Source organism: Arthrobacter sp. Z4-13, from assembly GCF_054792705.1.
The window spans coordinates 3,371,315-3,396,569 of sequence record NZ_CP096459.1 but is presented as its reverse complement, the minus strand read 5'-3'; the positions used below and the strand labels follow the sequence as shown (position 1 = coordinate 3,396,569).

General features: G+C 65.5%; 28 protein-coding genes. 10 read left to right on the top strand and 18 right to left on the bottom strand.

The features are described from left to right. Positions 1 to 41 precede the first annotated feature (41 nt). Together M1E07_RS17475 and M1E07_RS17470 are read right to left on the bottom strand one after the other, a co-directional pair. Positions 42 to 1,034: an NAD(P)-dependent oxidoreductase gene (locus M1E07_RS17475; protein ID WP_461187889.1), complete on the bottom strand. Its 993-nt coding sequence runs from the start codon at positions 1,032 to 1,034 to the stop codon at positions 42 to 44. A 68-nt stretch (positions 1,035 to 1,102) separates the two neighbouring features. Beyond that, entirely contained in the window at positions 1,103 to 2,011 is a 909-nt protein-coding gene (locus tag M1E07_RS17470) for a MurR/RpiR family transcriptional regulator (protein WP_461187888.1), read from the bottom strand. A gap of 145 nt (positions 2,012 to 2,156) precedes the next feature. On the opposite strand from M1E07_RS17470, the gene M1E07_RS17465 reads away from it, so the two are divergent. Further along, positions 2,157 to 2,795 (top strand): GOLPH3/VPS74 family protein, encoded by a 639-nt coding sequence (locus M1E07_RS17465; protein WP_461187887.1) that lies wholly within the window; start codon positions 2,157 to 2,159, stop codon positions 2,793 to 2,795. An 81-nt stretch (positions 2,796 to 2,876) separates the two neighbouring features. Here the strand turns inward: M1E07_RS17465 and M1E07_RS17460 are convergent, their stop codons facing one another. The 4 genes from M1E07_RS17460 to M1E07_RS17445 all read right to left on the bottom strand — a co-directional run bounded on the left by M1E07_RS17460 (position 2,877) and on the right by M1E07_RS17445 (position 6,534). Next, positions 2,877 to 3,299 (bottom strand): universal stress protein, encoded by a 423-nt coding sequence (locus M1E07_RS17460; protein WP_461187886.1) that lies wholly within the window; start codon positions 3,297 to 3,299, stop codon positions 2,877 to 2,879. A gap of 299 nt (positions 3,300 to 3,598) precedes the next feature. After that, a complete protein-coding gene (locus tag M1E07_RS17455; RefSeq protein WP_461187885.1) occupies positions 3,599 to 5,224 on the bottom strand; it encodes an HNH endonuclease signature motif containing protein in 1,626 nt (541 codons plus the stop codon). Between the two features lie 415 nt (positions 5,225 to 5,639). Continuing rightward, on the bottom strand, positions 5,640 to 5,792 hold the full coding sequence (locus M1E07_RS17450) for a hypothetical protein (RefSeq protein ID WP_461187884.1): 153 nt from the start codon (positions 5,790 to 5,792) through the stop codon (positions 5,640 to 5,642). A 133-nt stretch (positions 5,793 to 5,925) separates the two neighbouring features. Beyond that, positions 5,926 to 6,534 carry a TetR/AcrR family transcriptional regulator C-terminal domain-containing protein gene (locus M1E07_RS17445; protein ID WP_461187883.1) on the bottom strand — a complete coding sequence of 203 codons (609 nt, stop codon included), beginning with the start codon at positions 6,532 to 6,534 and terminating at the stop codon, positions 5,926 to 5,928. 181 nt (positions 6,535 to 6,715) lie between these two features. On the opposite strand from M1E07_RS17445, the gene M1E07_RS17440 reads away from it, so the two are divergent. The 4 genes from M1E07_RS17440 (at position 6,716) to M1E07_RS17425 (ending at position 10,683) form a co-directional block, all read left to right on the top strand. Continuing rightward, on the top strand, positions 6,716 to 7,984 hold the full coding sequence (locus tag M1E07_RS17440) for an MFS transporter (protein WP_461187882.1): 1,269 nt from the start codon (positions 6,716 to 6,718) through the stop codon (positions 7,982 to 7,984). Between the two features lie 5 nt (positions 7,985 to 7,989). Further along, on the top strand, positions 7,990 to 9,603 hold the full coding sequence (locus M1E07_RS17435; RefSeq protein ID WP_461187881.1) for an amidohydrolase: 1,614 nt from the start codon (positions 7,990 to 7,992) through the stop codon (positions 9,601 to 9,603). Between the two features lie 87 nt (positions 9,604 to 9,690). Then, complete coding sequence (locus M1E07_RS17430) at positions 9,691 to 10,482, top strand: oxygenase MpaB family protein (RefSeq protein WP_461187880.1); 792 nt, start codon at positions 9,691 to 9,693, stop codon at positions 10,480 to 10,482. 33 nt (positions 10,483 to 10,515) lie between these two features. Then, on the top strand, positions 10,516 to 10,683 hold the full coding sequence (locus M1E07_RS17425) for a hypothetical protein (RefSeq protein ID WP_461187879.1): 168 nt from the start codon (positions 10,516 to 10,518) through the stop codon (positions 10,681 to 10,683). Between the two features lie 23 nt (positions 10,684 to 10,706). Here the strand turns inward: M1E07_RS17425 and M1E07_RS17420 are convergent, their stop codons facing one another. The 4 genes from M1E07_RS17420 to M1E07_RS17405 form a co-directional block, all read right to left on the bottom strand. Further along, positions 10,707 to 12,098, bottom strand: a complete 1,392-nt coding sequence (locus tag M1E07_RS17420) for an LLM class flavin-dependent oxidoreductase (protein WP_461187878.1) — start codon at positions 12,096 to 12,098, stop codon at positions 10,707 to 10,709. A gap of 62 nt (positions 12,099 to 12,160) precedes the next feature. Continuing rightward, entirely contained in the window at positions 12,161 to 12,955 is a 795-nt protein-coding gene (locus M1E07_RS17415; protein WP_461187877.1) for an ABC transporter ATP-binding protein, read from the bottom strand. Continuing rightward, positions 12,931 to 13,794 (bottom strand): ABC transporter permease, encoded by an 864-nt coding sequence (locus M1E07_RS17410; RefSeq protein ID WP_461187876.1) that lies wholly within the window; start codon positions 13,792 to 13,794, stop codon positions 12,931 to 12,933. The genes M1E07_RS17415 and M1E07_RS17410 overlap by 25 nt, the downstream gene beginning before the upstream one ends. Continuing rightward, positions 13,791 to 14,906, bottom strand: a complete 1,116-nt coding sequence (locus M1E07_RS17405) for an ABC transporter substrate-binding protein (RefSeq protein WP_461187875.1) — start codon at positions 14,904 to 14,906, stop codon at positions 13,791 to 13,793. The genes M1E07_RS17410 and M1E07_RS17405 overlap by 4 nt, the downstream gene beginning before the upstream one ends. Before the next feature lie 449 nt (positions 14,907 to 15,355). Here M1E07_RS17405 and M1E07_RS17400 point away from each other — a divergent pair, with 449 nt between their 5' ends. Beyond that, positions 15,356 to 16,498, top strand: a complete 1,143-nt coding sequence (locus tag M1E07_RS17400) for a PQQ-dependent sugar dehydrogenase (RefSeq protein ID WP_461187874.1) — start codon at positions 15,356 to 15,358, stop codon at positions 16,496 to 16,498. A gap of 35 nt (positions 16,499 to 16,533) precedes the next feature. Here M1E07_RS17400 and M1E07_RS17395 read toward each other — a convergent pair whose 3' ends face one another. After that, on the bottom strand, positions 16,534 to 17,418 hold the full coding sequence (locus tag M1E07_RS17395) for a helix-turn-helix transcriptional regulator (RefSeq protein WP_461187873.1): 885 nt from the start codon (positions 17,416 to 17,418) through the stop codon (positions 16,534 to 16,536). A 297-nt stretch (positions 17,419 to 17,715) separates the two neighbouring features. On the opposite strand from M1E07_RS17395, the gene M1E07_RS17390 reads away from it, so the two are divergent. The 3 genes from M1E07_RS17390 to M1E07_RS17380 all read left to right on the top strand — a co-directional run bounded on the left by M1E07_RS17390 (position 17,716) and on the right by M1E07_RS17380 (position 19,709). Continuing rightward, positions 17,716 to 18,756 carry an NAD(P)-dependent alcohol dehydrogenase gene (locus tag M1E07_RS17390; RefSeq protein WP_461187872.1) on the top strand — a complete coding sequence of 347 codons (1,041 nt, stop codon included), beginning with the start codon at positions 17,716 to 17,718 and terminating at the stop codon, positions 18,754 to 18,756. A gap of 238 nt (positions 18,757 to 18,994) precedes the next feature. Next, entirely contained in the window at positions 18,995 to 19,273 is a 279-nt protein-coding gene (locus tag M1E07_RS17385; protein WP_461187871.1) for a hypothetical protein, read from the top strand. A gap of 67 nt (positions 19,274 to 19,340) precedes the next feature. Further along, the gene (locus tag M1E07_RS17380) at positions 19,341 to 19,709 is read left to right on the top strand and encodes a hypothetical protein (protein WP_461187870.1); all 369 of its coding nucleotides are present in this window, start codon (positions 19,341 to 19,343) and stop codon (positions 19,707 to 19,709) included. A gap of 89 nt (positions 19,710 to 19,798) precedes the next feature. Here the strand turns inward: M1E07_RS17380 and M1E07_RS17375 are convergent, their stop codons facing one another. The 4 genes from M1E07_RS17375 to M1E07_RS17360 form a co-directional block, all read right to left on the bottom strand. Further along, positions 19,799 to 20,209, bottom strand: a complete 411-nt coding sequence (locus tag M1E07_RS17375) for a nuclear transport factor 2 family protein (RefSeq protein WP_461187869.1) — start codon at positions 20,207 to 20,209, stop codon at positions 19,799 to 19,801. Positions 20,210 to 20,222: 13 nt separating this feature from the next. Further along, positions 20,223 to 20,501: a hypothetical protein gene (locus tag M1E07_RS17370; protein ID WP_461187868.1), complete on the bottom strand. Its 279-nt coding sequence runs from the start codon at positions 20,499 to 20,501 to the stop codon at positions 20,223 to 20,225. A 66-nt stretch (positions 20,502 to 20,567) separates the two neighbouring features. Further along, complete coding sequence (locus M1E07_RS17365) at positions 20,568 to 21,338, bottom strand: CPBP family glutamic-type intramembrane protease (protein ID WP_461190428.1); 771 nt, start codon at positions 21,336 to 21,338, stop codon at positions 20,568 to 20,570. Between the two features lie 68 nt (positions 21,339 to 21,406). Next, on the bottom strand, positions 21,407 to 21,757 hold the full coding sequence (locus M1E07_RS17360) for an ArsR/SmtB family transcription factor (RefSeq protein WP_461187867.1): 351 nt from the start codon (positions 21,755 to 21,757) through the stop codon (positions 21,407 to 21,409). 173 nt (positions 21,758 to 21,930) lie between these two features. On the opposite strand from M1E07_RS17360, the gene trxB reads away from it, so the two are divergent. Then, the gene (trxB, locus tag M1E07_RS17355; protein WP_461187866.1) at positions 21,931 to 22,929 is read left to right on the top strand and encodes a thioredoxin-disulfide reductase; all 999 of its coding nucleotides are present in this window, start codon (positions 21,931 to 21,933) and stop codon (positions 22,927 to 22,929) included. Between the two features lie 133 nt (positions 22,930 to 23,062). On the opposite strand, the gene M1E07_RS17350 is transcribed toward trxB, so the two are convergent. The 3 genes from M1E07_RS17350 to M1E07_RS17340 form a co-directional block, all read right to left on the bottom strand. After that, the gene (locus tag M1E07_RS17350; protein ID WP_461187865.1) at positions 23,063 to 23,260 is read right to left on the bottom strand and encodes a hypothetical protein; all 198 of its coding nucleotides are present in this window, start codon (positions 23,258 to 23,260) and stop codon (positions 23,063 to 23,065) included. A gap of 305 nt (positions 23,261 to 23,565) precedes the next feature. Then, entirely contained in the window at positions 23,566 to 24,348 is a 783-nt protein-coding gene (locus M1E07_RS17345; protein WP_461187864.1) for a GAF and ANTAR domain-containing protein, read from the bottom strand. Positions 24,349 to 24,459: 111 nt separating this feature from the next. Beyond that, the gene (locus M1E07_RS17340; RefSeq protein WP_461187863.1) at positions 24,460 to 25,185 is read right to left on the bottom strand and encodes a GAF and ANTAR domain-containing protein; all 726 of its coding nucleotides are present in this window, start codon (positions 25,183 to 25,185) and stop codon (positions 24,460 to 24,462) included. Between the last annotated feature and the right edge of the window lie 70 nt (positions 25,186 to 25,255).

Sequence of the window (25,255 nt, the reverse complement as noted above, 5' to 3'; positions counted from 1 at the left end):
TGGTGTTCCTTTTGGGCTGGGGGAGTGCGTGCTGGAAGTGCTTAGGCGACGGCGGTTGTGCCGCTTTCGTTGCTGGGCGCGGCATCAGGTGCGGTGCCTGGTGCGGTGTTTGGTGCGGTGCCTGGTGCGGTGTTTGGTGCGGTCTTGGCAGGGCCGGCGGGAGTGATGGCCGGGGCAACGGTCCGGGCGATTTCGGTGAAGTCGGCTCGTGGTCCCAGGGCGGCCAGGGCGTCCTGCCACTGGCTCGCCACGGCCGCCAGGAGTGCGGGGTTTTCGCCAATTTGTTGGGCGACATCAACGGCGAGGGCTGCATCACGGGCCATCAGGCCCAGCGAGAAGCCGGAATCGTGGGTGCCGCTGAGCACCCAGTTGGGGTACATGTTGGCGGAAACCTTGCTGCCGCCGGAGGCGTTACTGATACTGGCTGCCGCTGTGGCGGGGTCGATGCCGTAGGCCTTGGCAACGCCCAGGGCCTCACCAACAGAGACCAGGTTGGCCGCCGCCAGGACGTTGTTCAGGAGCTTGACCACGTTGCCGCTGCCAGGGCCGCCGATGTGGCTGTACTTGCCGCCGGTGAGCGCGAGCAGGACGGGCTCGGCGGCGGCAAGGGCGGCATCCGTTGCGCCAACGAAGGCGCTCAACGAACCGGTTGCTGCGCCGTCACGGCCACCCGAGACCGGCGCGTCCACAAATGCCGTTCCCTGTGTCTGGGCGAGTTCGGCCATGGTTTTGCTGGTGCCCGGTTCGGAGGTGGTGGTGTCGATGATCGCGATGGTCCCCGGTGCCAGCAGCTGGGGCACGGTGGTTTCGACGATGCTGGCAGCCGGCAGGGAGAGGACTGTGTAGGGGGTCCCGGCGACGTCTTCGAGTTTCGCGGTGGTGGTGATGCCGGCTTCTTCCGCGGCCGACCTTGCCGCGTCAGAAGGGTCGAAGCCGGTGACGTCCCAGCCGGCTTTATGAAGGGTGACGGCCATGGCTCCGCCCATGGCGCCAAGTCCGATGACGGCGACGCGGCGCTCGACCTGGTCATTCATAAAAGTACTCCTGGAGTGTGTGCAGGTTGAGGTATGTGGGGATGCTTGAGGCGACTGAAGGTGCGGGGTCAATCGAGGTAGATGTCGAGGTCTTTCCACAGTTGCTGGGTGCGGCGGATGGCGGCGCGGCTGCGCTCCGGGTGCGCGGCCTCCATGCCCGCGAGCAGGCCGTAGACCAGGGAGTTGGCGGCGGTGACGGACTGGAAGAAGGAGATGCCTTCGGAGGCCACCACCAGGAGGTGGTCAGCCGCGGCCGCGAGGCGGCCGCGGCGCATGTCGCTGATGGCGATGACCGTGGCACCGGCGGCCTTCGCCGCTTCGGCGGCGATGATGACCTGCCGGACGGAACGCCACATGTTGATGACTACCAGCACGTCGCCCTTGCCAAGGGTGTTGGTGCTGGAGGCAAGGTGGACGCCGCCCCGGTTTTCCAGCGATATGGGGTACCCCATCGTCGAGCCCAGGTGGGCCATCACGCTGGCGGGGCCAGCGAATGAGCCGATCCCGACGACGGTGATGGACCTGGCAGCTGCCATTGCCGCGATGGCAGCCTCGGCGTCGTCGGCGGTGTTGGAGTCGAGCGTGAGCCGGAGGTTTTCGATGTCATGGTTCAGTGCATCGTGAAGGGGACTGCGGTGTTCGCCATGCTCGGTGAGGGTGTCCTCGGTGGAGATCATCACGAGGTAGCGGGAGCGGAGTTCCCGCTGGAGATCCGGCCAGCCGCGGTAGCCCAAATGCTGGGCGGCGCGGACCACGGTGGAGTTGTTGACGTCTGCGCGTTGGGCGATCTCTGCGATGTCCGCGTAGGAGGAGAGCTGCGGATTGCGCGCGATGACCTCCACCACGCGGCTTTGTGCCTTGGTGAGGGGAACGTCCGGGATCACGTCCCCGAGCCAAGCCTGGGAGCTGTTCCCGGCGCCACTGACCCCAGTGGTCTCGGGTGCGAAGGGCTCCTCTTCGGCGGCGTTCGTGTTCAAAGGGGGACCTGTTCTGTAACGCAGATCACTCTGCAAGGGCAATTGCATTAAATGTACTCTGCAATTTCTCTTGCGACCAGCGGTTTCCGTTTCCGGGATGTAAATCCTCGTTGTGGTAGCTGCCCGGCAGCGGGACCATGGTCTTATGAACGCTGAATCTCCCAGGGCCGGGGAGCTGAGCCTTCCCCAGGCATTCCTCCTTCTTGCAACGAACGACCACGACGGCGAGCCTGCAGTTTCCCAGCCCGTCCTCCAGGCCGGCGTGGCCGGGGCAATTTTGAGCGAGCTCGCGCTGCTCGGCGCGGTTGATCTGCAGGGCAAACACGTCAAGGCCGGCGGTCCCGCCAGCGCGTCCGGGTTCCAGCAGCAACTGGAATTGATCCGGCACAAGTCACGGCCGCACACGCCCAAACGCTGGGTGTCGATGCTGGAAAGCCGGGCCGAAGTGCACCGGATCTATGAAGGAATGGCCGCGCAGGGCATCGTGGAGCATGTGGGCGAGAAGCACCTCGGCCTGTTCACAACGACGCGGTACCCGGAGAAGGACCACGCGCCGGAGGCGGCGCTTTTGGCCTCGATTGGGGCGGCGCTGCGTGGCGGGACGCCGGATCCCCGAACCAGCGCCTTGATCGGTCTGCTGCACGTGACGGGGTTGCTGGAGAAGCTGTTCCCCGACGTTGACCAGCCCCGGGCGCGGGAAATCGCGAACGGTCACTGGCCTTCGCAGGCAGTTACCGACGAACTCCGGATGATTCGCCTGGCGGAGGCGGAAGCGGCTACCTAGCTACCGGTTTGGTGATGAGGGCTTAACACAGGCGGGCGACGGCGGGAGGTCCCGTCGTCGCCCGTTTGCTGGGGTGAGCCGCTAGTCGTCGTAGGTGTTTGCGATGTAGACGTCGCAGGGGGCGTTGTGCGCCACGCTGTTGGCGACGCTGCCCAGCAGCCGGCCGATGCCGCGCATCCTGCGGTTGCCCACCACGATCACCCGGGCGTCCAGGCGGATGGCTTCCTTGATCAGAGCATCAGCGGGTTTGCCGCGGGCGGCGGAGTGGGTGATCTCCACACGCTGGCCTGAATTGCCCAGCGACTTCGCGACGATTTCAGCGCTGTCGGCATTCGAGATTCTCACTTGGTCCGACCCGACGCCGAAGGTCTCGGCGCTCTCGGTCTCGAACGCGGTCACGATGTGAAGGGAAGCTCCCAGCGACGCCGCCAGGTCCCTGGCAGCTTCCGCAGCTTTCCTGGCCGACTCGCTGCCATCAACCCCTACAACGACTACTCCACTCATGTTTGCTCCTTCTCCCTTGTTTGGCTTACGTCCACTGGCAAGTCTAGGGAACTGATGCCAGCATGTTGCGGAGGCCAAATAGCACGCGCAGAAATATCGGAAAGTCCGCAGGGATCCACTGCCTTCTATTCACGGATGGCCCCGCCATGAACGAGCCTGAGCCCTTCAGCCGCATGGACACGGACGTGCTGGCCGACGTGCTTCCGGATCTTCCAGCTGGGACGACGGCGAATGCAGGGGCGTGGGCGGTCACGTCGAAACCCAGACAGGATTTCGACAAGGGCCAGGCGCGACCGTACTCAGGCGGGTGGAGCGTGCAGGAACCGCACTATGCCGGCTTCCCCTGCGGAGAGCCCGATATGAACAAAATCCGGAGGATCACCAGCCGCTGGCTGTTGCCCCCGCACGCTGGATGTGACACCGGAGTTCAGCGCCGGTGCCAGCTGGTGAGGCCAGTGGGGTGGTTCCCAGTCATGGTGTTCAGGTTTGTAGTGGCGGCCGGTGGGGGAGGTCCAGCCGGGTGGTTCGTTTTTGGTGGCTGGAGTGGGTGTCCAGCCGGTGGCGTGTTTGAGGTGATGGTGTTTGGGGCAGAGTTGGCCCAGGTTACTGATTCCGGTGGTTCCGCCGTGGTGCCAGGCGGTGAGGTGATCGACCTCGTTGTCGAGCGATGTGTTGTTGCAGCCGGGGAAGGTGCATTTGCCGTCGCGGAGGTGGAGAGCGCGCTTCATGGCTTGGGTGAGGCGGTAGGTGGTTCGGCCGATTTCCAGTGGTGCGCCGTCGCGAGGGTCCACCAGGACGCGGTGGAACGAGTTTGCCCCGTCCGCGACGAGTTTGCGAGCCATGGATGCGGGTATCGGGCCAAAGCCATCGAGCATGGCGGGTTCGTCGGTGGCGCCGAGCAGGGCGAACACCGGGACGGTAACGAGCACGTCAACCCTAGGAGGAGGGACTTTTCCTACTTCGACAATGTCGTCCCCATTACGGAGACTGCCCGAGGCGGGTGCGTTGAGGAGCAGGCCGGCGGCGATGTCAGGCCGTAATTGTGCAATTGTCCGGGGTTCGTCCGGGCCTCGGAGGCCACGGGCGAGAGCCGTGGAGCGGTTCCAGATGGCGCAGGCGGTGTCACCGGGCAGGTAGAGCGAGACCCACGCCATCCCGTCCCGGTCCGGGGTGTATTCCATCCGCCGGTCCGCCGCACATTTAGTGTGGCGTTTTTCTAGTGTTTCGGGGTGGTGGCGTTCGCGCCAGGCGCGGACCTTGCGGCGGAACCTGGACGGTACGAGCTCGCCGGGGGCGGCTCCGCGGGCCGGGTGGGGTGCTTTGGGATCGAAGAAGTGCACTACCAGGGCCGTGGCGCCGGCGGGGTCAAGCCCTTCGGTTTCGTCGGCGATGATTCGGGCGTGCATCCAGGACATGGCCCCGGTGGACAGTGCGTCCATTGCCGGCGGCAGGGCGCAGATTTGCCGGGATTGGGTGATGAACGCCGCGGCGGCGGGGGCGCTTACGGTTAGGATGCCGGCGATTTCCTCGACCATGGACATTTCCTGGTAAGACCTGTCCTGGAGGGAGGCGTCCGGCGGAATCATGGCCTGCTGGAGTTCGATGATTTCGGCAGCGTCCCGGGCCTTGAGCGCAGCAAGTTGTCCTTCCAGGCGTTTCATCAGGGCCAGCCGCTCCAGCCGGTGATCGAGCTGCCGCTGCAAAACATCAACGGCAGGGTCATCAACGGCAGGGTCATCAACAACGGGGTCCGCGGCAGCGGGGCCAGCAACAGCAGCCGGATCTGACTCAGCAGCGACAGCGGCAGGACCTGAACCATCAGCCACGGCATCCAACCGGGCGTCCTTCAGCAACAGGGCATCAAGGCCGGCAATGGAGGTTCGAATACCCTCCATTACCGCCGCTGTGCCCGTACCGATTCCCATAGAAACATCTTCTAACGGGGGTCTGACATTCCTCGATCGAGGTCAGGGGCAGGGGTTGTCGATAAGTCTCAGTGCGCCGCTTTTGCGCTCGTTCGGCGCTCACTTTGGCGGCGAGGCAACGCGGTACTTGGGAAAATTCCGTCGTGGAAGTGGAAGCCCAACAGTTCCGAACGGAATTTCACTTCGTCTACGAACTCGGGCAGCGGCGGAGGTGTGCCGTCCGTCGTCCTGCGCAACAACTTCCGGAGCGGACCGCTGTAACTATCGCGCACATGCAAAAGCGTCAGGCCGGAATGGTCCGTGACGGTGAACGTACGGACGAAGGTCAGCAGTCCGAGCGCCCTGCGCCCGGTCCACACCATTCGGTGCCCGTCGAACCTCTTGACGCGGAGTGGAAGCGTCCTTTTACTGCCGGTCAACCGGACACGGATCCTGGCGCCGTGGACGATGTCGCCTGCGATCTCCGTAATTCAGAGTTCCATACGGGGTAGTTTCCCTGGTCGGTGAGTACGTCCCGGACAACGCTGGACGGGGCGAGAATAACAGCCTGCGCCTCGAACGATTCCATGCTTCAAGGCTAGCGAATGGACACGAACGTCCTTCCCAAAATTGCTTCTGCCAAACGTGATCCCCATAACGCCTGTGAAGCGCCTGTTCATCCGTTTTTAGTCCGCTCCGCGGAAGATCGGGTCCTAAGCCCTTCAGTGCGCGGCCAGGCGCATCCGGAGCGACTCGAGCAGCAGCTCAAGCCCGGTCTCGAAAGCCCTGTCGCTGCGTTCCCGGCCCTGGCCGGATGCTTTGACCAGCCGGGACAGGGTGGCGGCTGATTCAGTGGGTGCCCACACGTCGTCCGGGGCTGCCAGATCCATACCGGCGCCCAGCGAAAAGGAGTCGATGACGGAGATGATCGTCAGCACGTCGCCGTCGGGAAATCCGCCGTCCACGAGCGCCGAGGCCATGCGCTCGTAGGCGGAGATCACCCCTGGATCGGTAATGGTCTTACCGACGATGAGCGGCACCACGAACGGGTGGGCCGCGTACATCTCCCGCTGGCCACGGACAATCAGCGTTACCACTTCGTCCCAGCTGGCGTTCCCGGGAACATCCGGGATGGACTGCGCGGCCATTCGTGCGCGCATCAGTTCGATGATTTCGTCGCGCCCCGAAATGTGGTTGTACAAGGACGAGGCCGTCACGCTGAGACGACGGGCGAGGGCATTAACGCCAAAGCCGGCCCCTTCATCCACAAGCTCGATGGCGGCATCGGCGATGCGGTCCACCGACAGGATCGGTGTTCTCGGCCGTGGCATGGGGCTCCCTTCGTCAAATGCCAGTCTATGGACTCTTCCCTTTGATCCACGTCACATGCATAATAAAACGAACACCATTCGTTTTAGCGGACACTGCCGGTGACGGCAGCAGGCGCGAAGGACGCAACGAAGCGCCGCCAGCCCTGTAACCGCGCATATTCCTGTTCGAAGGAAACATCCCATGACCCAGCCAGAACCGCAGCGGCTTCCGCTGACCACTAAACGCGCCGTCTCGACGTTCGGGATCGGCGTCGTCGGTTTCATGAGCGCCAACCTGGTCCCGTTCATGATCCTCGCCATCCAGGAGTCTTTGGGCGTGGGCGCGACGGAAGCCGGAACACTCATGACCGCCTGCCTCCTGGCCACGGCTCTCGCGTGCCTCGCAGTTGCCCGCTTCACCGAAGGGCGCGGGCGGTACCTCGTGGCACGGCTTGGGCTGGCCGTAGCGGCGGCAGGGTTCGGACTCGCCGCCTTTGACCTGGCTCCCGCCGCATCCATTATCGGCATCATCGCCGGTGGTATAGGAGCCGGCGGTGCAGTGGCATCCGGCGGCGCAGCCCTGGCCGCCCTCCGCAATCCCAACCGTGCGTCCGGTATCAGCGGACTGGCAAACCGCGCCATTGTCACCGTCGTGCTCGCAATCATCCCGGTGGTGGGCATCGGGATGGCGAGCGCCTTCGGTTTCGTCGCCGGACTTGCCCTCGTACTGCTGTTCACTGCCGGGTGGCTGCCGCGGGCTGAGGCGCCGGCGGTCCACGAGGGGACGCCGGGCGCATCGCCAGCACCGGGTACGACGGCGGCAGCTGCCACCGGAGGAGCCCTCACCACCAGGACCATCACCGTTGCGGGCCTCGGTTTGCTGGCCACATTCGCGCTCTGGGCGGTGGGCGAGGACTCACTCTGGGCGATGTCCGGAGCCATCGGCGTTGCCCAGGCCGGGATGACGGAGGAGCAGTTGGGCCTGGTGCTCAGCGCATCCACTGCGGGTGGGCTGCTCGCCGCCATCGCGCTGATCTTCCTGGGGACCAGGCTGGGCCGGGCACTCCCGCTGGGCATCCTGCTGGCGCTCGGCGCTGCTTTGAAACTGACTGCCTGCCTCACCACAGACCCCACCATCTACCTCGTCGCGATGATCGCCTGGAACACGGTGTACGCCGTTGCCTTTATGTATTTCATTGCCACGGCGGCCGCTCTCGACGCCAGCGGCCGCTGGTCCGGACCGGTGCTGGGGGTGTACCTGGTAGGATCCAGCTTTGCGCCGATGTTCGGAGCCTGGATCGGTGAGTCGTTCGGCTTTCCAGCCCTCGGCGCGGTGCTCGCCGGCTTCAGCCTGGTACTCCTGGTTCCCGCCGTGCTCATCGCCCGGCTCTCATCCCGGATTGAAGCGGAAACCGCCGCCAACAATGCACATTCACCCGACATCGCCACCATCCGAACTGCAGGAGTCTGAAAACCATGACAGCGCTGTACCGCAATGCCCGCGTCTTCACTGCCGATGAGTCGGCACCGTGGGCGGAAGCATTCGTCATCGACGACGACAAGCTTATTTATGTAGGCAAAGAGGCGGCCGCCAAGGCGGCTGCCGGTGACGCCGCAGAGGTCGTCGACCTCGGCGGGCGGCTGGTGCTGCCGGGATTCATCGACGCACACACCCATGTGCTGATGCTCGGTGAGGCACTGGGGAAAGTGGCGCTGACAGACGCCAGGTCCCTGTCCGAGATTCAGGAACGCCTGCGCACCGCACGGGCCGCAGGCCCGGGTGCGCGGCGGATCCTTGGCAGGGGCTGGCTGTTCGACTCGCTGCCCGGAGCGCCAACCGCGGCCATGATCGACGAAGCAGTATCAGACGTGCCCGTCTACCTGGATGCCAACGACTACCACTCCTGCTGGGTGAACCGGGCAGCCTTGAAGGAACTGGGCATCACCCGGGACACCCCCGATCCGCTCGGTGGACGAATTGGGCGTGACGGCCAGGGCGAACCGGACGGAATGCTCTACGAGACGGCGGCGCAACAGTTTGTGTGGCCCTTCCTGGGGGAGGTGACATCGGACGCTGACCGGGATGCCGCCGTCGAACGTTCCATCGAGGCTTACCTGGCCGCCGGGGTCACCGGTGCGGTGGACATGGCCCTGGGTGAACTCGACCTGGCCGCGTTCCGCCGTGCCGCGGGGAGGCGCGGTGGCCGGCTGCCGATCCGCGTCGTGGCGCACTGGTTCATCCACAACACCGGGGACGACGACGAAAACCTCGCCCAAGTGGAGCGCGCCGTGCTCCTGGCCGGCGAAGTCAACACGGAATGGCTGCGTGTGGCCGGCATCAAGCTGGCGTTGGACGGTGTGATCGACGCCTGCACCGCTGCCATGAACCGGCCCTATGCGGACGGATCGCAGGCCGGGCCGATCTGGTCCCCGGAGCAGCTGAACCCGGTGGTGGCGGCGGCCGATGCCGCGGGGTTGCAGGTGGCCCTGCACGCCATCGGGGACCACGCCAGCGATATCGCCCTGGATGCCGTGGAGCGTGCCGCAGAAATAAACGGCCCACGCCACCGCCGCCACCGCATCGAGCACCTCGAATACGCCTCCCCGGAGACCCCTGCCCGGATGGCCCGGCTCGGCGTCACTGCGTCCATGCAGCCGGTCCACGCCGACCCTGCCATCTACGGCAACTGGGTGGCGATGCTGGGCGACGACCGGCCAGACCGCAGCTTCGCCTGGCCCGAATACGTGGCGGCCGGGGCCCTCCTGGCCTTTTCCACCGACGCCCCCACCGCACCATACGAGGCCCTGCAGAACATGTTCGTCGCTGCAACGAGGCAGTCGGCTCTGGACCCGTCCTTTCCCCCGAATAATCCGCATTTCGCCCGTCCCTTGGCTGAGGCCATCGCGCACGCAACCCGCGACGCTGCGGCGTCAGTCATGGAGGAGGACCGGCGTGGGCGGCTGATGGCGGGGCTCGCCGCGGACTTCACTGTTCTCGACGCCGATCCCTTCATTGACGGCGAGGAATCGCTGCTGAGCGCACGCGTACTGCTTACCGTCGTGGCCGGGCGCACGGAGTACGTAGCCTGACGCGTGTGGCTGAACCTGGCAGGGCGGGGCAGCACTTTTGCGGCAGCCCCGCCCCGCTGCCCTCCGTCCCTCCGGTACCCTGTTGAGATGGTGCGTGGACTTGCGGATTTGGGGGCGGAGGGCATCCTGCTTGCCGGAGCAGGACGCGCCATCCTGCTGCAGCTCGCCGACCCCGCAGTAGGCCGCGGTGTGGCCGAGCACAGCACCTTCACCGACCGCCCGATCAACAGGCTTACAGGCACCCTCACCTACGTCTACGCCGTCGTTTACGGCTCGGACGAACAGCTGAAAGAGGTCCGCCGCCGGGTGAACCGGGCCCATGTCCCCGTTCGCCGGGCTGCCGATGAAAAGTCCCCGGGGTACAACGCCTACAACGCCGAACTGCAGCTGTGGGTGACAGCGACGCTTTACGACACTGCCCTCACCATCATTGAGAAGATCTACGGCCCGCTCGACGACGACACGGCCGACGCCATGTACCATGACTACGCGAAACTCGGCACAGCCCTGCAACTTCCGGAGCGGATGTGGCCCGAGGACAGGGCCGCGTTCCGCCGCTACTGGGACGAGCGGATCCGCGCACTGCGCGCCGATGAGAACGCCGTACGCGTGGGCCGGGGCCTCCTCTACCCGGAGCGCGCAGCGCTTTGGTACCGCGCCATCATGCCGTTCGCCAGGTTCCTCACCGCGGGTCTCCTTCCCCACCAGTTGCGCAAGGACTTCGGCCTACCCTGGAGCGATGGCCATGAGCGCCGCTTCCACCGCACCATGAGGGCCTTGGCCGTGTTCTACCCGAAGCTGCCACAGCGCATCCGGCACTGGTTCAAAAACTACTGCCTGAACCAGCTGGAAACCCCGCAAGATAAGCTTGCTTACTAATTCAGTTTTCGGAGGGGAGACGGCCCGGGAAACATGGTTCAGCTTGCCCTCGCCGCGGTGTTCGCCGAGGTATACGAATCCGTGGTCCAGGCCGACGGCGTTGCGGGCTGGACCAGCGCCTGGGCTCTGGGTGCGGCCTGGCTGACGCTGGTCGTCACCGCCCACCGCCTCTACCTCACCACCCGTGTGCACCCTGCCTGATTTGCGCCGGGAGCTGCTGCCCATCAGAGTGCCGAACCGATCGAGACCAGCCCGGCGGCAGTTGCGTCGGCGAAGCGGTTGGCCGGGCGTTCCAGGCCGTAGTGCTCCCGCAACGTGCGGCCCGTGTAGTCGGTGCGGAACAGGCCTCGCTCCTGCAGGATCGGCACCACCTGGTCCACGAACGTCTCCAGCCCCGAGGGCAGCACTGGCGGCATGATGTTGAAACCGTCCGCCGCGCCGCCGTCGAACCATTCCTGGATGGCGTCCGCCACTTGTTGCGGCGTTCCGGTGAAGGTGCGGTGCCCGCGGCCGCCGCCCAGCCGGCCGATCAGCTGGCGGACCGTGAGCTTTTCGCGGCGGGCGAGCTGGACGATCAGGGTGTAGCGGCTCTTGGCGCCCTCGATCTCATCCTCGCTGGGCAGGTCCTCCGGCAACTGGCGGTCCAGGGGCAGGTCCTCCGGGGCAACGCGCAGTGTCTTGGCCAGCTGGATCCGGGCGTACTCGGGCTTGATCAGCCGGTCCAGCTCCTTTTCCAGCTCCAGGGCTTCCTCCTCCGTGGCCCCAATGACCGGCACGATGCCGGGAAGAATCTTGATCGTCTGCGGGTCCCGGCCGGCTGCCGCGGTGCGGGCCTTGAGGTCCCGGTAGAAGTCCTGTGCATCCGCCAGGGTCTGTTGGGCGGTAAAAACTGCGTCCGCGTACCGGGCCGCCAGGTCCTTGCCGTCCTCGGACGAGCCGGCTTGGACGATCAGCGGGTGCCCCTGCGGGGAGCGGGGCACGTTGAGTGGTCCGCGGACTTTGAAGTGCTTGCCCTCGTGGTCGATCACCCGGATCTTTTCGGCGTCACCCCAGACACCCTCGGCTTTGTCCGCCAGCACGGCGTCGTCCTGCCAGCTGTCCCACAGCTTCTGGGCCACCTCGATGAACTCTGCGGCACGCTCGTACCGGACGGCGTGGGCAGGTTGATCGTCCACGCCGAAGTTGCGGGCGGCGTCCGGGCCGGCGGTGGTGACCACGTTCCACCCTGCGCGGCCACCGCTGACCCAGTCAACGGACGCGAAGCGGCGGGCGAGGTTGAACGGCTCGTTGTAGGTAGTGGAGGCCGTGGCGATCAGTCCGATGCGCTCGGTGGCGCCGGCGATGGCGGTCAGGAGCACCGTAGGCTCCAGCTTGCCGGCCGGGCGGCGGCCCACCTCGCCGAAGAGGACGGGCGAGTCCGCGAAGAAAATGGAGTCCAGCTTGCCGCGCTCAGCCGTGCGGGCCAGCTGCTTGTAGTGCTCCACATCGGTGCTGGACTGCGGGTCGCTCTCCGGCAGCCGCCATGACGCCTCGTGGTGACCGGTGCTCATGAGGAAGGCGTTGAGGTGGAGCTGGCGCTGCTCGGTAGGGATGGGGTAGGCGTTCTCGGAAGTCATCAGATGCTCCTTGGTCAGGCTGTTCGTATGGGCTGGTGGGAAGGGACGACGGCGTAGCCGGGTCAGTGGCTGGTGCCGACGACGCCGAGGTCGGCCAGGAGGTTGCGGCGCAGTGCTTCGTGTCCGGCCGCGTCCACGGCGGAACCGATGTCCGGAGTTACGGTGCGGACGGTGGCAACGCGGCCACTGTCCAGGACCACGATCCGGTCCGCGAGGGCGATGGCCTCGTCCACATCGTGGGTGACCAGCAGGACGGCCGGCCGGTGCGCGGCCACCAAATCCTGGAGCAGCCCGTGCATTTTGATCCGGGTCAGGGCGTCGAGGGCGCCGAACGGTTCGTCGGCCAGCAGCAGTTGCGGTTCCCGGACCAGCGAGCGCGCGAGTGCCACGCGCTGCTGTTCCCCGCCGGACAGCTCGTGCGGCCAGGATTTTTCCCGGCCGGCGAGCCCCACTTCGGCGAGGGCCTTGCGTGCCCGGGTCTCGGCGTCGTGCTCCCGCAGGCCCAAGATGACGTTGCCCAGGACGGTGTCCCACGGCAGGAGCCGCGAGTCCTGGAACACCACGGACACGCGCTCCGGGACGGTAATCACACCGCTGCCGCGGACATCGTGGTCCAGCCCGGCCAGTGCCCGGAGCAAGGTGCTTTTGCCGCAGCCGCTGGGGCCCAGGAGGGCAACGAACTCGCCGGGGGCGATGTCCAGGTCCACGCCGTTCAGCACGCCTTTCGGCCCGAAGCTGCGGATCAGGTGCCGGACGGAAACTGCACCGGCGGAGCGGTCCACTGCGGAAGGTGCTATGCCGGAGGATGCTGTGCCGGAAGGTGCGACGGCGGTCAGCCCGCCAGAGTACGCTGCCATGAGAGGGCCTTTCGTTCGATGAAGCGGACGGCGCCGTCGGACAACAGGCCGAGAATGCCGTAGACGGCGAGTCCGAGGACAATGACGTTGGTTTGGCCATACGTGCGGGCGAGTTCCATCATGTAGCCGATGCCGCTGGTGGCGTTGATCTGCTCCACCACCACCAGCGACACCCAGGCGCCGGTCACGGCGAAGCGCAGGCCCAGGAAGAAGCCGGGCAGCGCGCCGGGGAGGACCACCTTGCGGATGAAGGCCGTGCGGCTTAATCCAACGGTTTGGGCGAGCTCCACGTAACGCAGGTCAATTCCGCGCAGCCCAGCATGGGTCTGCAGGTAGATGGGGACGAAAACGCCGAGGGTAATCGTGAGGACCTTCATGGTCTCGTCGATGCCGAACCACAGGATGAGCAGCGGAATCAGGGCGAGGCCGGGAATGGCGCGCTTGATCTGCACCGGTCCGTCGATGAGCGCCTCGCCCACCCGGCTCAGCCCGGCGAGGAGGGCCAGCACGGCGCCGACGACGATGCCGAAAAAGAGCCCCAGGCCCGCACGCTGGGCGGAGATGGCGAGGTTTTCCTGCAGCCGGCCGTCGGCCAGGAGCTCACCGGCCGTGGCCACTACTGTCCAGGGTTCGGAGAGGATCCGGGGATCCAGCAGCCCGGTTGCGGAAGAGGCTGTCCACAACAGCAGCAGCGCCGAGGGGCCCAGCAGCCAGGCGAGCCGCCGCCGTCGCCCCGGTCCGAGCCGGCGGCCCGTAGGCCGCACGTCCTCGCGCGTGGCGAGCGCCGGGTCCAAGTGGGGTTCGACGCCGGGACGATCCAGCACGGGGGCGGCGCTCACGCGGTGCCTCCCTTGGCAGCCGCGGCGAATGCGGTACCGGCGATGGCTTCATAGCGGGTGTCGTAGAGATCCGCCGCTTCGAGCTGCGGCTTATTCTGTTCCCGGGACAGCAGGTCGATGGTCTGCTGGTGCCGCTCGATGCCTTCGGTCCAGGCCGTGGGGACGTCCCGCTTGCCGGCGGCGTCAATCAGGTATTGGCCGTCTTCGCGGGAGAGGCCCTGGTCCTTGACGTAGTAGCCCTCGAGCCACTCCTCGGGGTGGTCCTCAATCCAGCACTGGGCCTTGCCCCACGCTTCGACGTACTTGCCAAGGGCCGCTGCCTTGGCTGGATCGGCCAGGACTTTGGCGGGGGAGTACAGGTGCCCCGGATCGTCGCGCAGGCCGTGCCGGAGCGTGGTGCCGCCGTCGGCCCTGTACTTGGCGAGGTAGCGCTTGATCTGCACGCCGCCCAGCGGAGCGGCGTCCACCTGCTTGCTGGACAGCGCCGACGCGTAGGCGTCGCCGGTGCTGGGGAGCTCCACCAGCTTGACGTCATCCTGGGCGAGGCCGGCCTTTCCGAGGATCCGCAGGACCAGTGCTCCCTGGGCCTGGCCCGGGCTGTAGGCAATCTTCTTGCCGCGCAGCTCCTCAAGCGAGGAAATCCCGGCCTCGGGTGCGATGCCGAGTTCGTACAGCGGGTGGTTCACCGCGTCCTGCCGGTACGCGCTCGCGATGATCCGGACATCAAGACCGGTCCAGGTGGCGTGGATGGGCGGAATGTCGGCCACCGATCCGACATCCAGGGCGTTGGCCCGGAAGGCTTCTGTGGTCTGGGGGCCGCCGGAAATGTTCGCAAACTCCACGTTGATGCCGTCCAGGTCCCTGATCAGGCCGGAGAGTTCCAGGGCCACCCGGATGCTGGGATCTCCCACTGTGATGGTGGTCCCTTCCGGCGCCGAGGTGGCGAGCGGTGCGAAGGCCGCCCGGCTGGCTTGGCTGCCGGCTGTGGCGGCGCCGCCGCAGGCCGTCAACAGGCCGATGGCGGGAATCGCCAGGAGTGCGCCCAGCGCCCTTCGCCTTGTGAAGGACGGGCTGGTTTTTGGCTGCGGCGGGGAAGATGCTGCGAGGGACATGGCGAGCCTTTCGAAGGGAAGGTATGGAAATCCGGGCGTGAAGAAGCCGCCCGTGGGACGCGGGTAACGGGAATAAGGTGGGTGCCGCCGTCGTGCGGGTCAGCGGCCGGTGGTTGAGCCTGCTCGGTCTCGACGGGACGGCCGACACATTCGGCGTGGGCGGGAACAGGATAGAGGCGAGGAGCCGGGGCCTGGCGTGCGGCTGGACGTGTCAGGCATCGGGTCCTCCTGTTCGTTGCGGTGCTGTTTGATGCGCCCTGGTTGTAACCGTTGAAACACCTAAGCACGCTGCTCTAAGCCTTGGCCAGCACTGCTTAACGGAAGCTCAACGGAAGGAAACGGTGCTACTTGTGGCGCCATTCCGGGGACAAAGCAGGCAATGCGGCGCCACGATCCGCAATGCGGGTTAATGTGACTGGAAGGGGAAACGTGATTGATGGGAGAAGCACATGCGCCAGCTGGTCCTTACGGCAGTTGTCATCGGGACAAGCATTCTGCTCGCGGGCTGCACGGCCGGCCCGGCACCCGCGCCAACCGCCAGCAGTTCCCCTGCTCCGGGTACGCCGGCACCGGTTGCCTCCGCCCCGGCTACCTCCACACCAGCCAGCGAACCCTCCAGCCCTGCCGCAGCCACCATCAGTGGCACGCCGCAGCCGGTAGCCACGGATCTGGAAGCTCCGTGGTCGGTGGTGTTCCGTGACGGGACGCCGCTGGTCAGCGAACGGAACAGCGGGCGCATCCTCGAACTCGCTCCGGACGGCTCAGCGCGGTCCATCGGAACCGTTGAGGGTGTAGCCGCCAGGGGAGAGTCAGGACTTCTGGGCCTTGCCGTTGGCAGCGAGGGCGACCTCTATGTGTATTCGACGGGGTCGGACGGCAACCGCGTCCAGCGTTTCGCGGTGGGCGGCGGGCCCGGTTCCCTGTCACTCGGACAACCGGACACCCTTCTGGAGGGCCTTCCGTCTGCGAGCATTCACGACGGCGGGCGGATCGCCTTTGGTCCGGACGGCATGCTGTATGTGGCGGCGGGCGATGCGGGCCAGCGCGACAGCGCCCAGGAGCGGGAGTCCCTTGCCGGCAAAATTCTGCGGATGACTCCGGACGGCAGCGTGCCGGCCGACAACCCCTTCCCGGGCTCCCTCGTCTACAGTTACGGGCACAGGAACCCGCAGGGCATGGCATGGGCCGACGACGGAACGATGTTTGCCACGGAGTTCGGGCAGAACACCTGGGATGAGTTGAACATCATCACGCCGGGCGCAAATTACGGCTGGCCCACTGTCGAAGGAATCACGGACAGGGAAGGCTTCGTGAATCCGGTGCAGCAATGGCAGCCGACATCGGCCAGTCCCAGCGGCATGGCCCATGCGGGCGGAACCCTGTTCATCGCCAACCTGCGGGGGCAGGTCCTGAGGTCGGTGCCCGTCTCTGACCCCTCAACTTTCACCGACCACTACAGCCGCGAGTACGGCCGGATCCGCGACGTAACAGTGTCTCCGGACGGTGCTTTGTGGTTCGTCACCAACAACACCGACGGCCGAGGCGATCCAGGCCCTGAGGACGACCGGATCCTCGAAGTCCCCCTTTTGTAGGGGCGAGCCGGCCCAGGGATGAACCCGAGTCCCGGCTAGCCCCGCGCGCCGGCCAGGGCCAGCTCCACGATGTTTTCCGTCACGGCCCAGGACGCGAGGAGCTTGAGGGCCTCGTCGGAGGGGCTGCCAGGGGTGGCCGGGTAAACCGTCAGTGAGTGCCCGGGATCCTCTTCCAGCCCCAGCACCTGGTAGTTCAGTTCCAGGAGTCCCACCACCGGGTGCTGGAAGAACTTTGTTCCGGCGTAGTGGCGGCGGACGTTGTGCGCCGCCCAGCGGGTGCGAAAATCCTCGCTGCGCATGGAGAGCTCTCCAATGAGTTCGGCAATGCCCTTATCGTGCGGGCTGCGGCCCGCCTCGCGGCGCAGGATGGCCACGTTGGTGTTCGCCGCCCGCTCCCAGTCCGGGTAGAAGTTGTGGGCGCGGGGGTCCAGGAAAATGAACCTTGAGTGGTTCGCCGGCCGCGCCGTGCTGCGGTACATATCGGAGTACAGGGCATAACCCAACGTGTTGGCCGCAACAATGTCCATCCGGTTGTTTCCGATGAAGGCAGGCGCTCCGGTGATCGTGTCCAGGAGGAACTGCAATTCGGGCCGGACTCCTGATGGAACAGGTGGCGCAGCACGCTTGCGTCCGGAAGTGTTGGCAGTGCGCGCGAGGTCGTAGAGATGGTCGTGTTCAGCGCGGTCCAGCTCAAGGGCCCGGGCAATGGCGTCCAGGACACTGTCCGAGACACCTGTCAGATTCCCGCGCTCCAGGCGTGTGTAGTAGTCCACGCTGACTCCTGCCAGCCGGGCCACTTCCTCACGTCGCAGCCCTGGCACCCGGCGCCGGCCGCCGTATGGTTCCAGTCCTGCCTGTTCGGGGGTGATGCGTCCGCGGCGGGTTGAGAGGAACTGTCGTACCTCGGCTCGGTTATCCATAGGGACACGTTACGACGGATCCGAAAGGCGTTGGGAGGGCCTGCCATAACCAGTTACAGCAGGGCCCTCGCTAGGTCTGCCGGCTGCGGGTTTGATGGAAGTATCCCCTTTCAGCCAACCAGATGGAGCACCAACTAACTGGCGTGAGCACATCACCGATGACGAATATGAGGGCCGCTAAGGGTGGTACTGCCAGAACCAGTTACAGCAGGCCCCTCGCTACGCCTGGAAACCGCGGGTTTGATATTAATCATTCCCTGTAAAATTTAGTTATCCCCCATAAACCACAGGAGACCCATGACCACCGTCAAGGCCTATGCATCCCCGTCCGCTACCGAGGACCTCGTTTCCACCACCATCGAACGCCGTGAGGTTGGCCCCCACGACGTCCTGATCGAGATCAAGTTCGCTGGCATCTGCCACTCGGACATCCACACGGTCCGCGGCGACTGGGGCCCGCAGCAGTACCCGCTGGTTCCCGGCCACGAGATCGCCGGCATCGTCACCGAGGTGGGCCCGGCTGTCACCAAGCACGCGGTGGGCGACCGGGTGGGCGTCGGCTGCATGGTCAATTCCTGCCGCGAATGCGCCAACTGCCTAAAGGGCGAGGAACAGTACTGCCTGGCCGGGAACGTCGGTACCTACGGCGCCGTCGACCGGGACGGAACCATCACCCAGGGCGGCTACTCCACCCACGTCGTCGTCACCGAAGACTTCGTGGTCCGGATTCCGGAAGGCATCGAGCTCGACGCCGCCGCGCCGCTGCTGTGCGCCGGCATCACCACTTACTCCCCGCTGCGCCACTGGGGCGCGGGACCCGGCAAGAAGGTCGCCGTCGTCGGCCTCGGCGGTCTGGGCCACATGGCCGTCAAGCTCGCCGCCGCCATGGGTGCAGAGGTGACCGTCCTGTCCCAGTCGCTGAAGAAGCAGGAAGACGGGCTGCGCCTGGGCGCCGCCAGCTACTACGCCACCAGCGACGAGAACACCTTCAAGGACCTCGCCGGCACCTTCGACCTGATCATCAACACCGTCAGCGCGTCGATCGACATCAGCTCCTACCTGCAGCTGCTGACCCTTGACGGAGCACTGGTGAACGTCGGCGCCCCCGCGGAGCCGCTCCCGGTCAACGCCTTCGCCCTCATCATGGGCCGCCGCTCCTTCGCAGGTTCCATGATCGGCGGCATCGCCGAAACGCAGGAGATGCTGGACTTCTGCGCCGAGCATGGCATCGGAGCTGAGATCGAGGTCATCCCTGCCGGCAAGATCAACGATGCCTACGAGCGCGTCCTCGCCTCGGACGTCCGCTACCGCTTCGTAATCGACACCGCCACCCTCTAACAAAACGCTTTCGACGGCGGCCGGCTCCCCAGGGGGTGGGCCGCCGTCGTGCTTTGTGGCACAAAAGCGTTTCCGTTATTCGGCACAACGGTTCGGCGCCAATGAGCAGCTACCCGGTCCCAAACCTGCCGGCGGTTCCACAATTGGAGGACAAGATTTCTGACCTCCGGGAGGGTGAAATGCGTAGGTCCGGCGGGTTGCTGCCCGCGATGACTCTGGTTGCTGTTCTACTTGCGGGGTGTGGTTCGCAGGCAGGCCCGCCGACGGCGACGACCATCCCGCCCGAGGTCTCTGCGTCACCCAGTACGGCTGCCCCCGGCCCTTCGATCACTTCCCCGCCGCCAGCCTCGCCCGGCACGACGTCGACGGCGACCGCGGGGCCCACCGCCACATCAACGAGGGCGTCCTGGGCGAACTTTACGACGGCAGACGGACAATTGGCCTTCGATTTTCCCTCCGCATGGAGCGTGACAGACCCTGCAGGGGAACTGCCCGAAGGCGGCGGAGCGTTTGCTGAGGTAAGGAATGAGGCCGGGAGACCGCTGGCCACGCTGAGGACCAACATGGCAACGGGGTCAACCTGCATGGAAAAATATCCCTACTCGGAATTTGAGTCGCAGGAACTCCCTGCGCTGGCCCAGGACAGCGCAGTGCCGCGGTACGTCTTTGAGACCCGGGGCGACGCTACAGCTCCCGGTCCGGCCGAAACCCCGGCAGCGGCTTATGGCATCACGTCCGTTCCGGCTCCCACCGACGATTCAGCCTGCGCCATCTTCCACTTCTTCACGTGGCCGCCCACCGCGGCGATGTTTGGGGCGTTCTACAACCCGGAGAACAACAGGACGCCCGGCGCTGAGTCCCTGCCGTACCTGGAACAGGCCCGGAAGTACATGGACACCACTGAATACCAGAACATCCGGCGGATGATCACATCGCTCCGGCCGGTGGGGTAAGGCAGACGGGGCCGCCCTGAATTGGGTGCGGGGGCCTGGCCGCCGCGGGCGGCAAATTCGGCCACGAGCTCCGTCGTCGCGCCAGTGTCTTAGGGGCGGTCCGGCCGGCGTCCCGACATGCCCTCCACGTCCTCCTCGATACTGGTAACCCGCTCGACGTCCTCCAGGTAGAGCCTGCCGGCCGTGATTATGCCGTTGCTGATCTCAAAGAGTGTCACTCCGCGGACCTGGAACTCCTGGCCGTCCGTGCGGTTTCCGGACCAGAACCATTCACTCCAGGCCGTGTCGCCGTCGTCGACCGAGCGGATCAGTTCCGCGTGAAAGTCGGGGATGCCTGCCAGGATCGTCTGCCAGTTGGCGTGCATCTGGGCACGTCCTACGAAGGCCCGGCCGGGATGGGCGGGTTGTTCGCTGCGGTAGTCCTCGTGGATGAGCGCGGCCGCCGCTTCGAGGTCGTGGGCATTCAGGGCGGCCGCCAACCTGTCGATAACTTCACTCATTGTTCTCTCCGCTCTACGGGCCGTCGTCTTCGTCTTCGAGCTCGGCCAGCACGTCGGCGGCGTCGAAGTTACCGGACGTGGCCAGGCGGCGGAGCTCGTCAAGGTCGTCCTTCTCTGCCGCCGTTTCAACCAGCTGGTCGGCCGCATCCCGGCTGCCGGAATCCGCCAGCCGCCGGAGTTCGTCGAGATCGCCGCGCTCGGCGGCCTTTTCGATCAGTTCATCCACGGCGTCGGAATCGCCGCGGGCCGCCCGTTGCCGCAGGGACTCAAGTTCAGGATCGGGTGTCTGCACGCTCCAACTATGTGCTCCCGCCGCCCCCGCGTCCAGAGCCGGCGGACCCCAATCCAGGAAGGCGCCTCAGTAGAGGAAGATGTCGATCCACTGGCGGTTGTGGGCATGAATGAGGACCAGGAACAACACGAAGTCGAACAGCAGGTGAACGCTGACGATGTAGGACAGCGACCTGGTGATCGTGAAGAGCCGGGCCTGGAGCAGGGCAAAAGGGAAGATGAAAAACGGCGCCCAGGAGTGGAATCCCAGCTCCCACAGGAATGACGTGAAAAGCACCGCCTGGAGCAGGTTTGCCTGCCAGTCGGGAAGGTGCCGGCGCAGGAGCGTGAAGGCCGTGCAGATGAAGAACAGCTCGTCCCAGATCCCCAGCACGTTGGTTCCCAGGAAGAGCCGGGCGATGCCCTCGGGATCACTGACGGCGGGCCAGTTGTTGTAGACGCCGGTCCGGATCATGTAGACGGGCATCAGGGCGTACCCGATCACCAGGACCGCGGGCAGGTACCACTTTTCGGCGCGGGTCCACGGCTGGCCGGTCCTGACCGGAAAGCGGATGGCGTGGTCCTTGGTGATGAACCGCGAAACCGCATAGGGGATCCCGACGGCGAGGACCATCGCAGTACCCATCACGGCCATGTGTTCGGTGCTGATGTCCGTGGTGATCGGGACCAGGCTCATCGCGGTCAACCCCACACCAATCAGCGCCAGGTCAATCACAAGGCGGCGGCTGATCATGGCGGCCAGGACCAGGGCGGCGGCCAGCAGGAGGAAACCCGAGACGCGGTCCTCCCTGGCGAACAGCAGAAAGCCCGACGTCGACACCAGCGCCGCCGGAATCAGGTTCAGTGACGCCCGGGGCTGGTCAGCAGGCGCGGCCTGGAGCAGCTGGGCCTGCGCCGATTGCTGCCTCACAGCGTTGCCAGGAGTCCGGCTGCATCATCGAGCGCACCGGGGACCAGCGAAAAGTAGGCCCACGTGCCCCGCTTTTCACGGTGCAGCAGTCCCGCCTCCACAAGTATTTTCAGGTGATGCGACACCGTAGGCTGGCCGAGGTCCAGCGGTTCTGTGAGGTCACATACGCAGGCCTCTCCCGATTCCCCTGCCTTCACGATGGACAGCAGACGGAGCCGGTTCGGATCGGCCAGTGCCTTAAAAACCAGCGCCTTCTGTTGGGCTTCCTTCGCGCTCAATGCCGGCTTTTGCGATGGCGTGCAGCAGGACGGGTCCACGTCGGGTTCGAGTATCTGCAGGGAGGTCATGCACCCTATTATGCAACTGATTGACGTCCGTCGATATGGGCGGCCAGGCCCTTGCAAATGACCATCAAGGCAGCTGATTCTGTACGGCAGGCAACCGGCCCCATGAATTGGCACCGCGCGGCACCCGGATGCGCAGTAGCCTTTTCCCAAACGCCCGAGCAAAGGAATCCGCCGTGACCATTGACGCTAACGCCCCCGCAACCGAACAAGTCATCATTATCGGTTCCGGCCCTGCCGGTTATACCGCCGCGATTTACGCTGCCCGCGCGGGCCTTGCGCCGTTGGTGCTGGCCGGGTCCGTGACCGCGGGGGGTGCCCTGATGAACACCACGGAGGTGGAGAACTTCCCGGGGTTCCCGGGCGGCATCCAGGGGCCGGAGCTGATGGACGGGCTGCAGGAGCAGGCGGAGAAGTTCGGCGCCAAGGTGGTGTTCGACGACGTCACGGAAGTTGCGCTTGCCGGTCACCTCAAGCGGGTGGTCACCGGCGGCGGCGGGACCTACGAGGCCCCGGCCGTCATTCTTGCCACCGGCTCGGCCTACAAGGAGCTCGGCCTGCCGGAGGAGAAGAAGTTCAGCGGCCACGGGGTTTCCTGGTGCGCCACCTGCGACGGGTTCTTCTTCCGGGAGCAGGACATCATCGTGGTGGGCGGCGGGGATTCGGCTATGGAGGAAGCGATGTTCCTGACCCGGTTCGGGAAGTCCGTGACCGTCGTCGTCCGCAAGGGTGAGCTGCGTGCCTCCCGGATCATGGCGCAGCGGGCCAAGGACAACCCGAAGATCAGCTTCGCCTGGAACTCCGCTGTCACGGCCATCCACGGTGACGGGAAAGTCTCCGGGGTGACGCTCACGGACACGCGCACGGGGGAGTCCCGGCAGCAGGCCGCGACCGGGATCTTCGTGGCGATCGGGCATGTGCCGCGCACGGAACTGCTGACCGGGCAGGTGGACCTGGACGAGGACGGCTACATCAAGGTGGACTCACCTACAACGGTTACCAACCGTTCGGGGGTGTTTGCGTGTGGTGATGCGGTGGACCACCGGTACCGGCAGGCGATCACCGCCGCCGGCACGGGCTGCGCCGCTGCCCTCGACGCAGAACGCTACCTCGCCGCGCTGGAGGATGCGGACAGCATCGCCACCGCCCTGGTCGAGGAACCAACCCACAGCTGACGAAGGCGCTTCGCGTTAAACACCCACGCCGTCAGGATGGTCTTTTTGTCCCGGCCTGAAGGTTTCGAAAGTGAAAAAGCGGACGCCGGCGGAACCTCCCGCCGTCGTCCGCTTTTCCTCAGCGGTTAGCGGCTTAGGCGGAAGCCAGTGCGCGCTCTTCGCCACGGACGCTCAGCGTAAAGGTGTTGGGTCCGCTGCAGGTGACGGCGATGCGGCATGTAGTGGTGTTGTGGCGCGCGGAAAGGTCGCTTACCGCCGTGTCCAGCGTGTGGTGGAGGGCCGACCTGTCCCAGATCTTCAGGGTTACGGAGTCATTGGTATCGAACGTCATTATTCAACTTCCATTTCATGCGGTTGGCAGCCCGGAGTCTTCATTGCCCGGACCGTGCCCTCTTCGGTGAGGACGGACTGCAGGTGGGAAAGCGCATTCCCGTACTTCCATGGTGCAGGTTGCTTTCAGGATTGGCAACCGTATCAGGGCTGATGTGACTAAGCACACGAGACCGTTGAGGGTGTTGGCTCAGGAGCCGCCCGCCCTCCTTTTCCATAGTGCCCAGAGCGGGAGCGACTCTCAACCGGGATGGGGATTGTTGCAGGTGAGACTCATCACGTCCTGCAGGATTGGGGCAGCCGGCACTACTCGTCGAAGTAGGTAGCTATTTGCTGCCCGCCGGATATGGGCCCGATTACGGAAGCCGCTGCGTCCCGGAGTTTGATCTTGCGGGTGTTGGAGGCCTTCGTGAGGATTTGGAATGCAGTGTCCCGGCTGCACCTGTTCTCAGCCATAATCGCTCCAACAGCCATATCGATGACGGTGCGCGACTGCATGGCCGTCCCGAGGTCGGTCCTGGCATCGTTGAGCTGGGCGATGCGAAGCACCAGACGCAAGGAATTTGCAGCCTGGCTCGCGAAGGCTTCCACGGCGGAGACATCGTCCGCTGAAAATCCATTGCTTCTGCCGGAGTAAAGGTTAAGGACGGCTTCTGCCTCGCCGGACAGGTTCAGCGGTACGGCGAGGATGGAGGAGACGCCATACTCCCGGGCGACCTTCAAGTAGGGGGCCCAGCGGCGCTCATCGGCCAGGTCGGATACCAGGACAGTAGTCGCGGCTCGAAGCGCAGTCAGGCAGGGTCCATCCCCGAACCCGTTCTGCAACTCGTCCAAAGCATGGGCTGCCGCGTCGCTGCTGGCCACTACTTCGGTTTTTTTGCGGCGAAGGACCGTGACGCCGCTGTGGATTCGGTTGCCCGGGGAGGACAGCCAGGAAGAGGCAACTGCCGCCAAGTCGGTGAGGAAGCCGACGACGTCCCGGCTGTCCAGGGCCAGTTCCTGCAGCCGCAGCTCAATATTCGACGCCGGTGGCGAGGCTTCCCGGGGCGTGGCGTCAAAACCGCCGGCGGTGGAATCCTGGGCCGTCATGGCTGATCGCCTTTCCGTTAGTTCCGTCAGTTCCGTTATTACGATGGCGATCAAGGCCGGCGGACCGGTCCCGTTGCCCAGGACCTTCGGCCCCCATCGGTATATACGTTCCTACCCTCCGTCCAGCCGGGCTGCCGGGACTTCAGCTCCCCGGACAATGTCGTTGGCGATGTCATGGACCCGCCGGTTGCCGGACTTGGCGGCCAACTGGAGGAGCTCCAAGGCATCGTCCCGCCCGCCACGGTGCTGGAGCATGATCAGGGATACCGCGGCGTCCACCATGGCCCGTGACTTGAGCGCGGCGCGGAGATGCTCGGGATGCACAGCCGCGCCGTGCAGCCGCAGGGCGATCCGCAGGACACGGGACATGGATGCTGCATGCTGCTCCAGCAGGACCACCGTTTCCTCGGTGAAGGCGCCCACCGTGCTTGCATAGCAGTTCAATCCGGCACGGGATAAGGGGTCGGTGGGGATGGGGACGGCCAGGACGGAACGCACCCCTTCCTGGAGTGCTGCCTCCAGGTAGTCACTCCAGCGTTCGTCGCCCCTCAGGTCCGGAATCGACACCAAGCGCTGCTGTCGCACCGCCGTAAGGCAGGGCCCGTCGTGGAATGCGTACTGTGTTTCATCCAGCCGGCGGCCCTTGTCACTGCTGCTGGCAACCGTTGCCGGGCCTCCCTCGCGCTCCACCGTGATGGTGCACGTCATTTGTCCGTCTGAGCCAAGCAAGGAGGCAGAAATTGTGGCGAGGCCCAGGAGGAAGTCGGGAAACTCAGGGCTGTCCAGCAGCAAATCCTGCATCTGGTCCGAAGTGGTAAGTCTGCTGTCCTGGGCCATGAGGCCTCGATCCTTGGGTTTGCCGTGGGCATCTGCCCCTGGCCGGCGGCCTCCGCTCTCTGCGCGGCTG

Coding starts and splice junctions, on each gene's coding strand:
- M1E07_RS17420 (WP_461187878.1), bottom strand. CDS start 12,098: ATGACTTCCGAGAACGCCTACCCCATCCCTACCGAGCAGCGCCAGCTC.
- M1E07_RS17430 (WP_461187880.1), top strand. CDS start 9,691: ATGGTGCGTGGACTTGCGGATTTGGGGGCGGAGGGCATCCTGCTTGCC.
- M1E07_RS17360 (WP_461187867.1), bottom strand. CDS start 21,757: ATGACCTCCCTGCAGATACTCGAACCCGACGTGGACCCGTCCTGCTGC.
- M1E07_RS17380 (WP_461187870.1), top strand. CDS start 19,341: ATGGAAAAATATCCCTACTCGGAATTTGAGTCGCAGGAACTCCCTGCG.
- M1E07_RS17395 (WP_461187873.1), bottom strand. CDS start 17,418: ATGGATAACCGAGCCGAGGTACGACAGTTCCTCTCAACCCGCCGCGGA.
- M1E07_RS17425 (WP_461187879.1), top strand. CDS start 10,516: ATGGTTCAGCTTGCCCTCGCCGCGGTGTTCGCCGAGGTATACGAATCC.
- M1E07_RS17460 (WP_461187886.1), bottom strand. CDS start 3,299: ATGAGTGGAGTAGTCGTTGTAGGGGTTGATGGCAGCGAGTCGGCCAGG.
- M1E07_RS17375 (WP_461187869.1), bottom strand. CDS start 20,209: ATGAGTGAAGTTATCGACAGGTTGGCGGCCGCCCTGAATGCCCACGAC.
- M1E07_RS17350 (WP_461187865.1), bottom strand. CDS start 23,260: ATGACGTTCGATACCAATGACTCCGTAACCCTGAAGATCTGGGACAGG.
- M1E07_RS17345 (WP_461187864.1), bottom strand. CDS start 24,348: ATGACGGCCCAGGATTCCACCGCCGGCGGTTTTGACGCCACGCCCCGG.
- M1E07_RS17445 (WP_461187883.1), bottom strand. CDS start 6,534: ATGCCACGGCCGAGAACACCGATCCTGTCGGTGGACCGCATCGCCGAT.
- M1E07_RS17450 (WP_461187884.1), bottom strand. CDS start 5,792: ATGGAATCGTTCGAGGCGCAGGCTGTTATTCTCGCCCCGTCCAGCGTT.
- M1E07_RS17475 (WP_461187889.1), bottom strand. CDS start 1,034: ATGAATGACCAGGTCGAGCGCCGCGTCGCCGTCATCGGACTTGGCGCC.
- M1E07_RS17455 (WP_461187885.1), bottom strand. CDS start 5,224: ATGGGAATCGGTACGGGCACAGCGGCGGTAATGGAGGGTATTCGAACC.
- M1E07_RS17465 (WP_461187887.1), top strand. CDS start 2,157: ATGAACGCTGAATCTCCCAGGGCCGGGGAGCTGAGCCTTCCCCAGGCA.
- M1E07_RS17440 (WP_461187882.1), top strand. CDS start 6,716: ATGACCCAGCCAGAACCGCAGCGGCTTCCGCTGACCACTAAACGCGCC.
- M1E07_RS17390 (WP_461187872.1), top strand. CDS start 17,716: ATGACCACCGTCAAGGCCTATGCATCCCCGTCCGCTACCGAGGACCTC.
- M1E07_RS17400 (WP_461187874.1), top strand. CDS start 15,356: ATGCGCCAGCTGGTCCTTACGGCAGTTGTCATCGGGACAAGCATTCTG.
- M1E07_RS17435 (WP_461187881.1), top strand. CDS start 7,990: ATGACAGCGCTGTACCGCAATGCCCGCGTCTTCACTGCCGATGAGTCG.
- M1E07_RS17415 (WP_461187877.1), bottom strand. CDS start 12,955: ATGGCAGCGTACTCTGGCGGGCTGACCGCCGTCGCACCTTCCGGCACA.
- M1E07_RS17405 (WP_461187875.1), bottom strand. CDS start 14,906: ATGTCCCTCGCAGCATCTTCCCCGCCGCAGCCAAAAACCAGCCCGTCC.
- M1E07_RS17340 (WP_461187863.1), bottom strand. CDS start 25,185: ATGGCCCAGGACAGCAGACTTACCACTTCGGACCAGATGCAGGATTTG.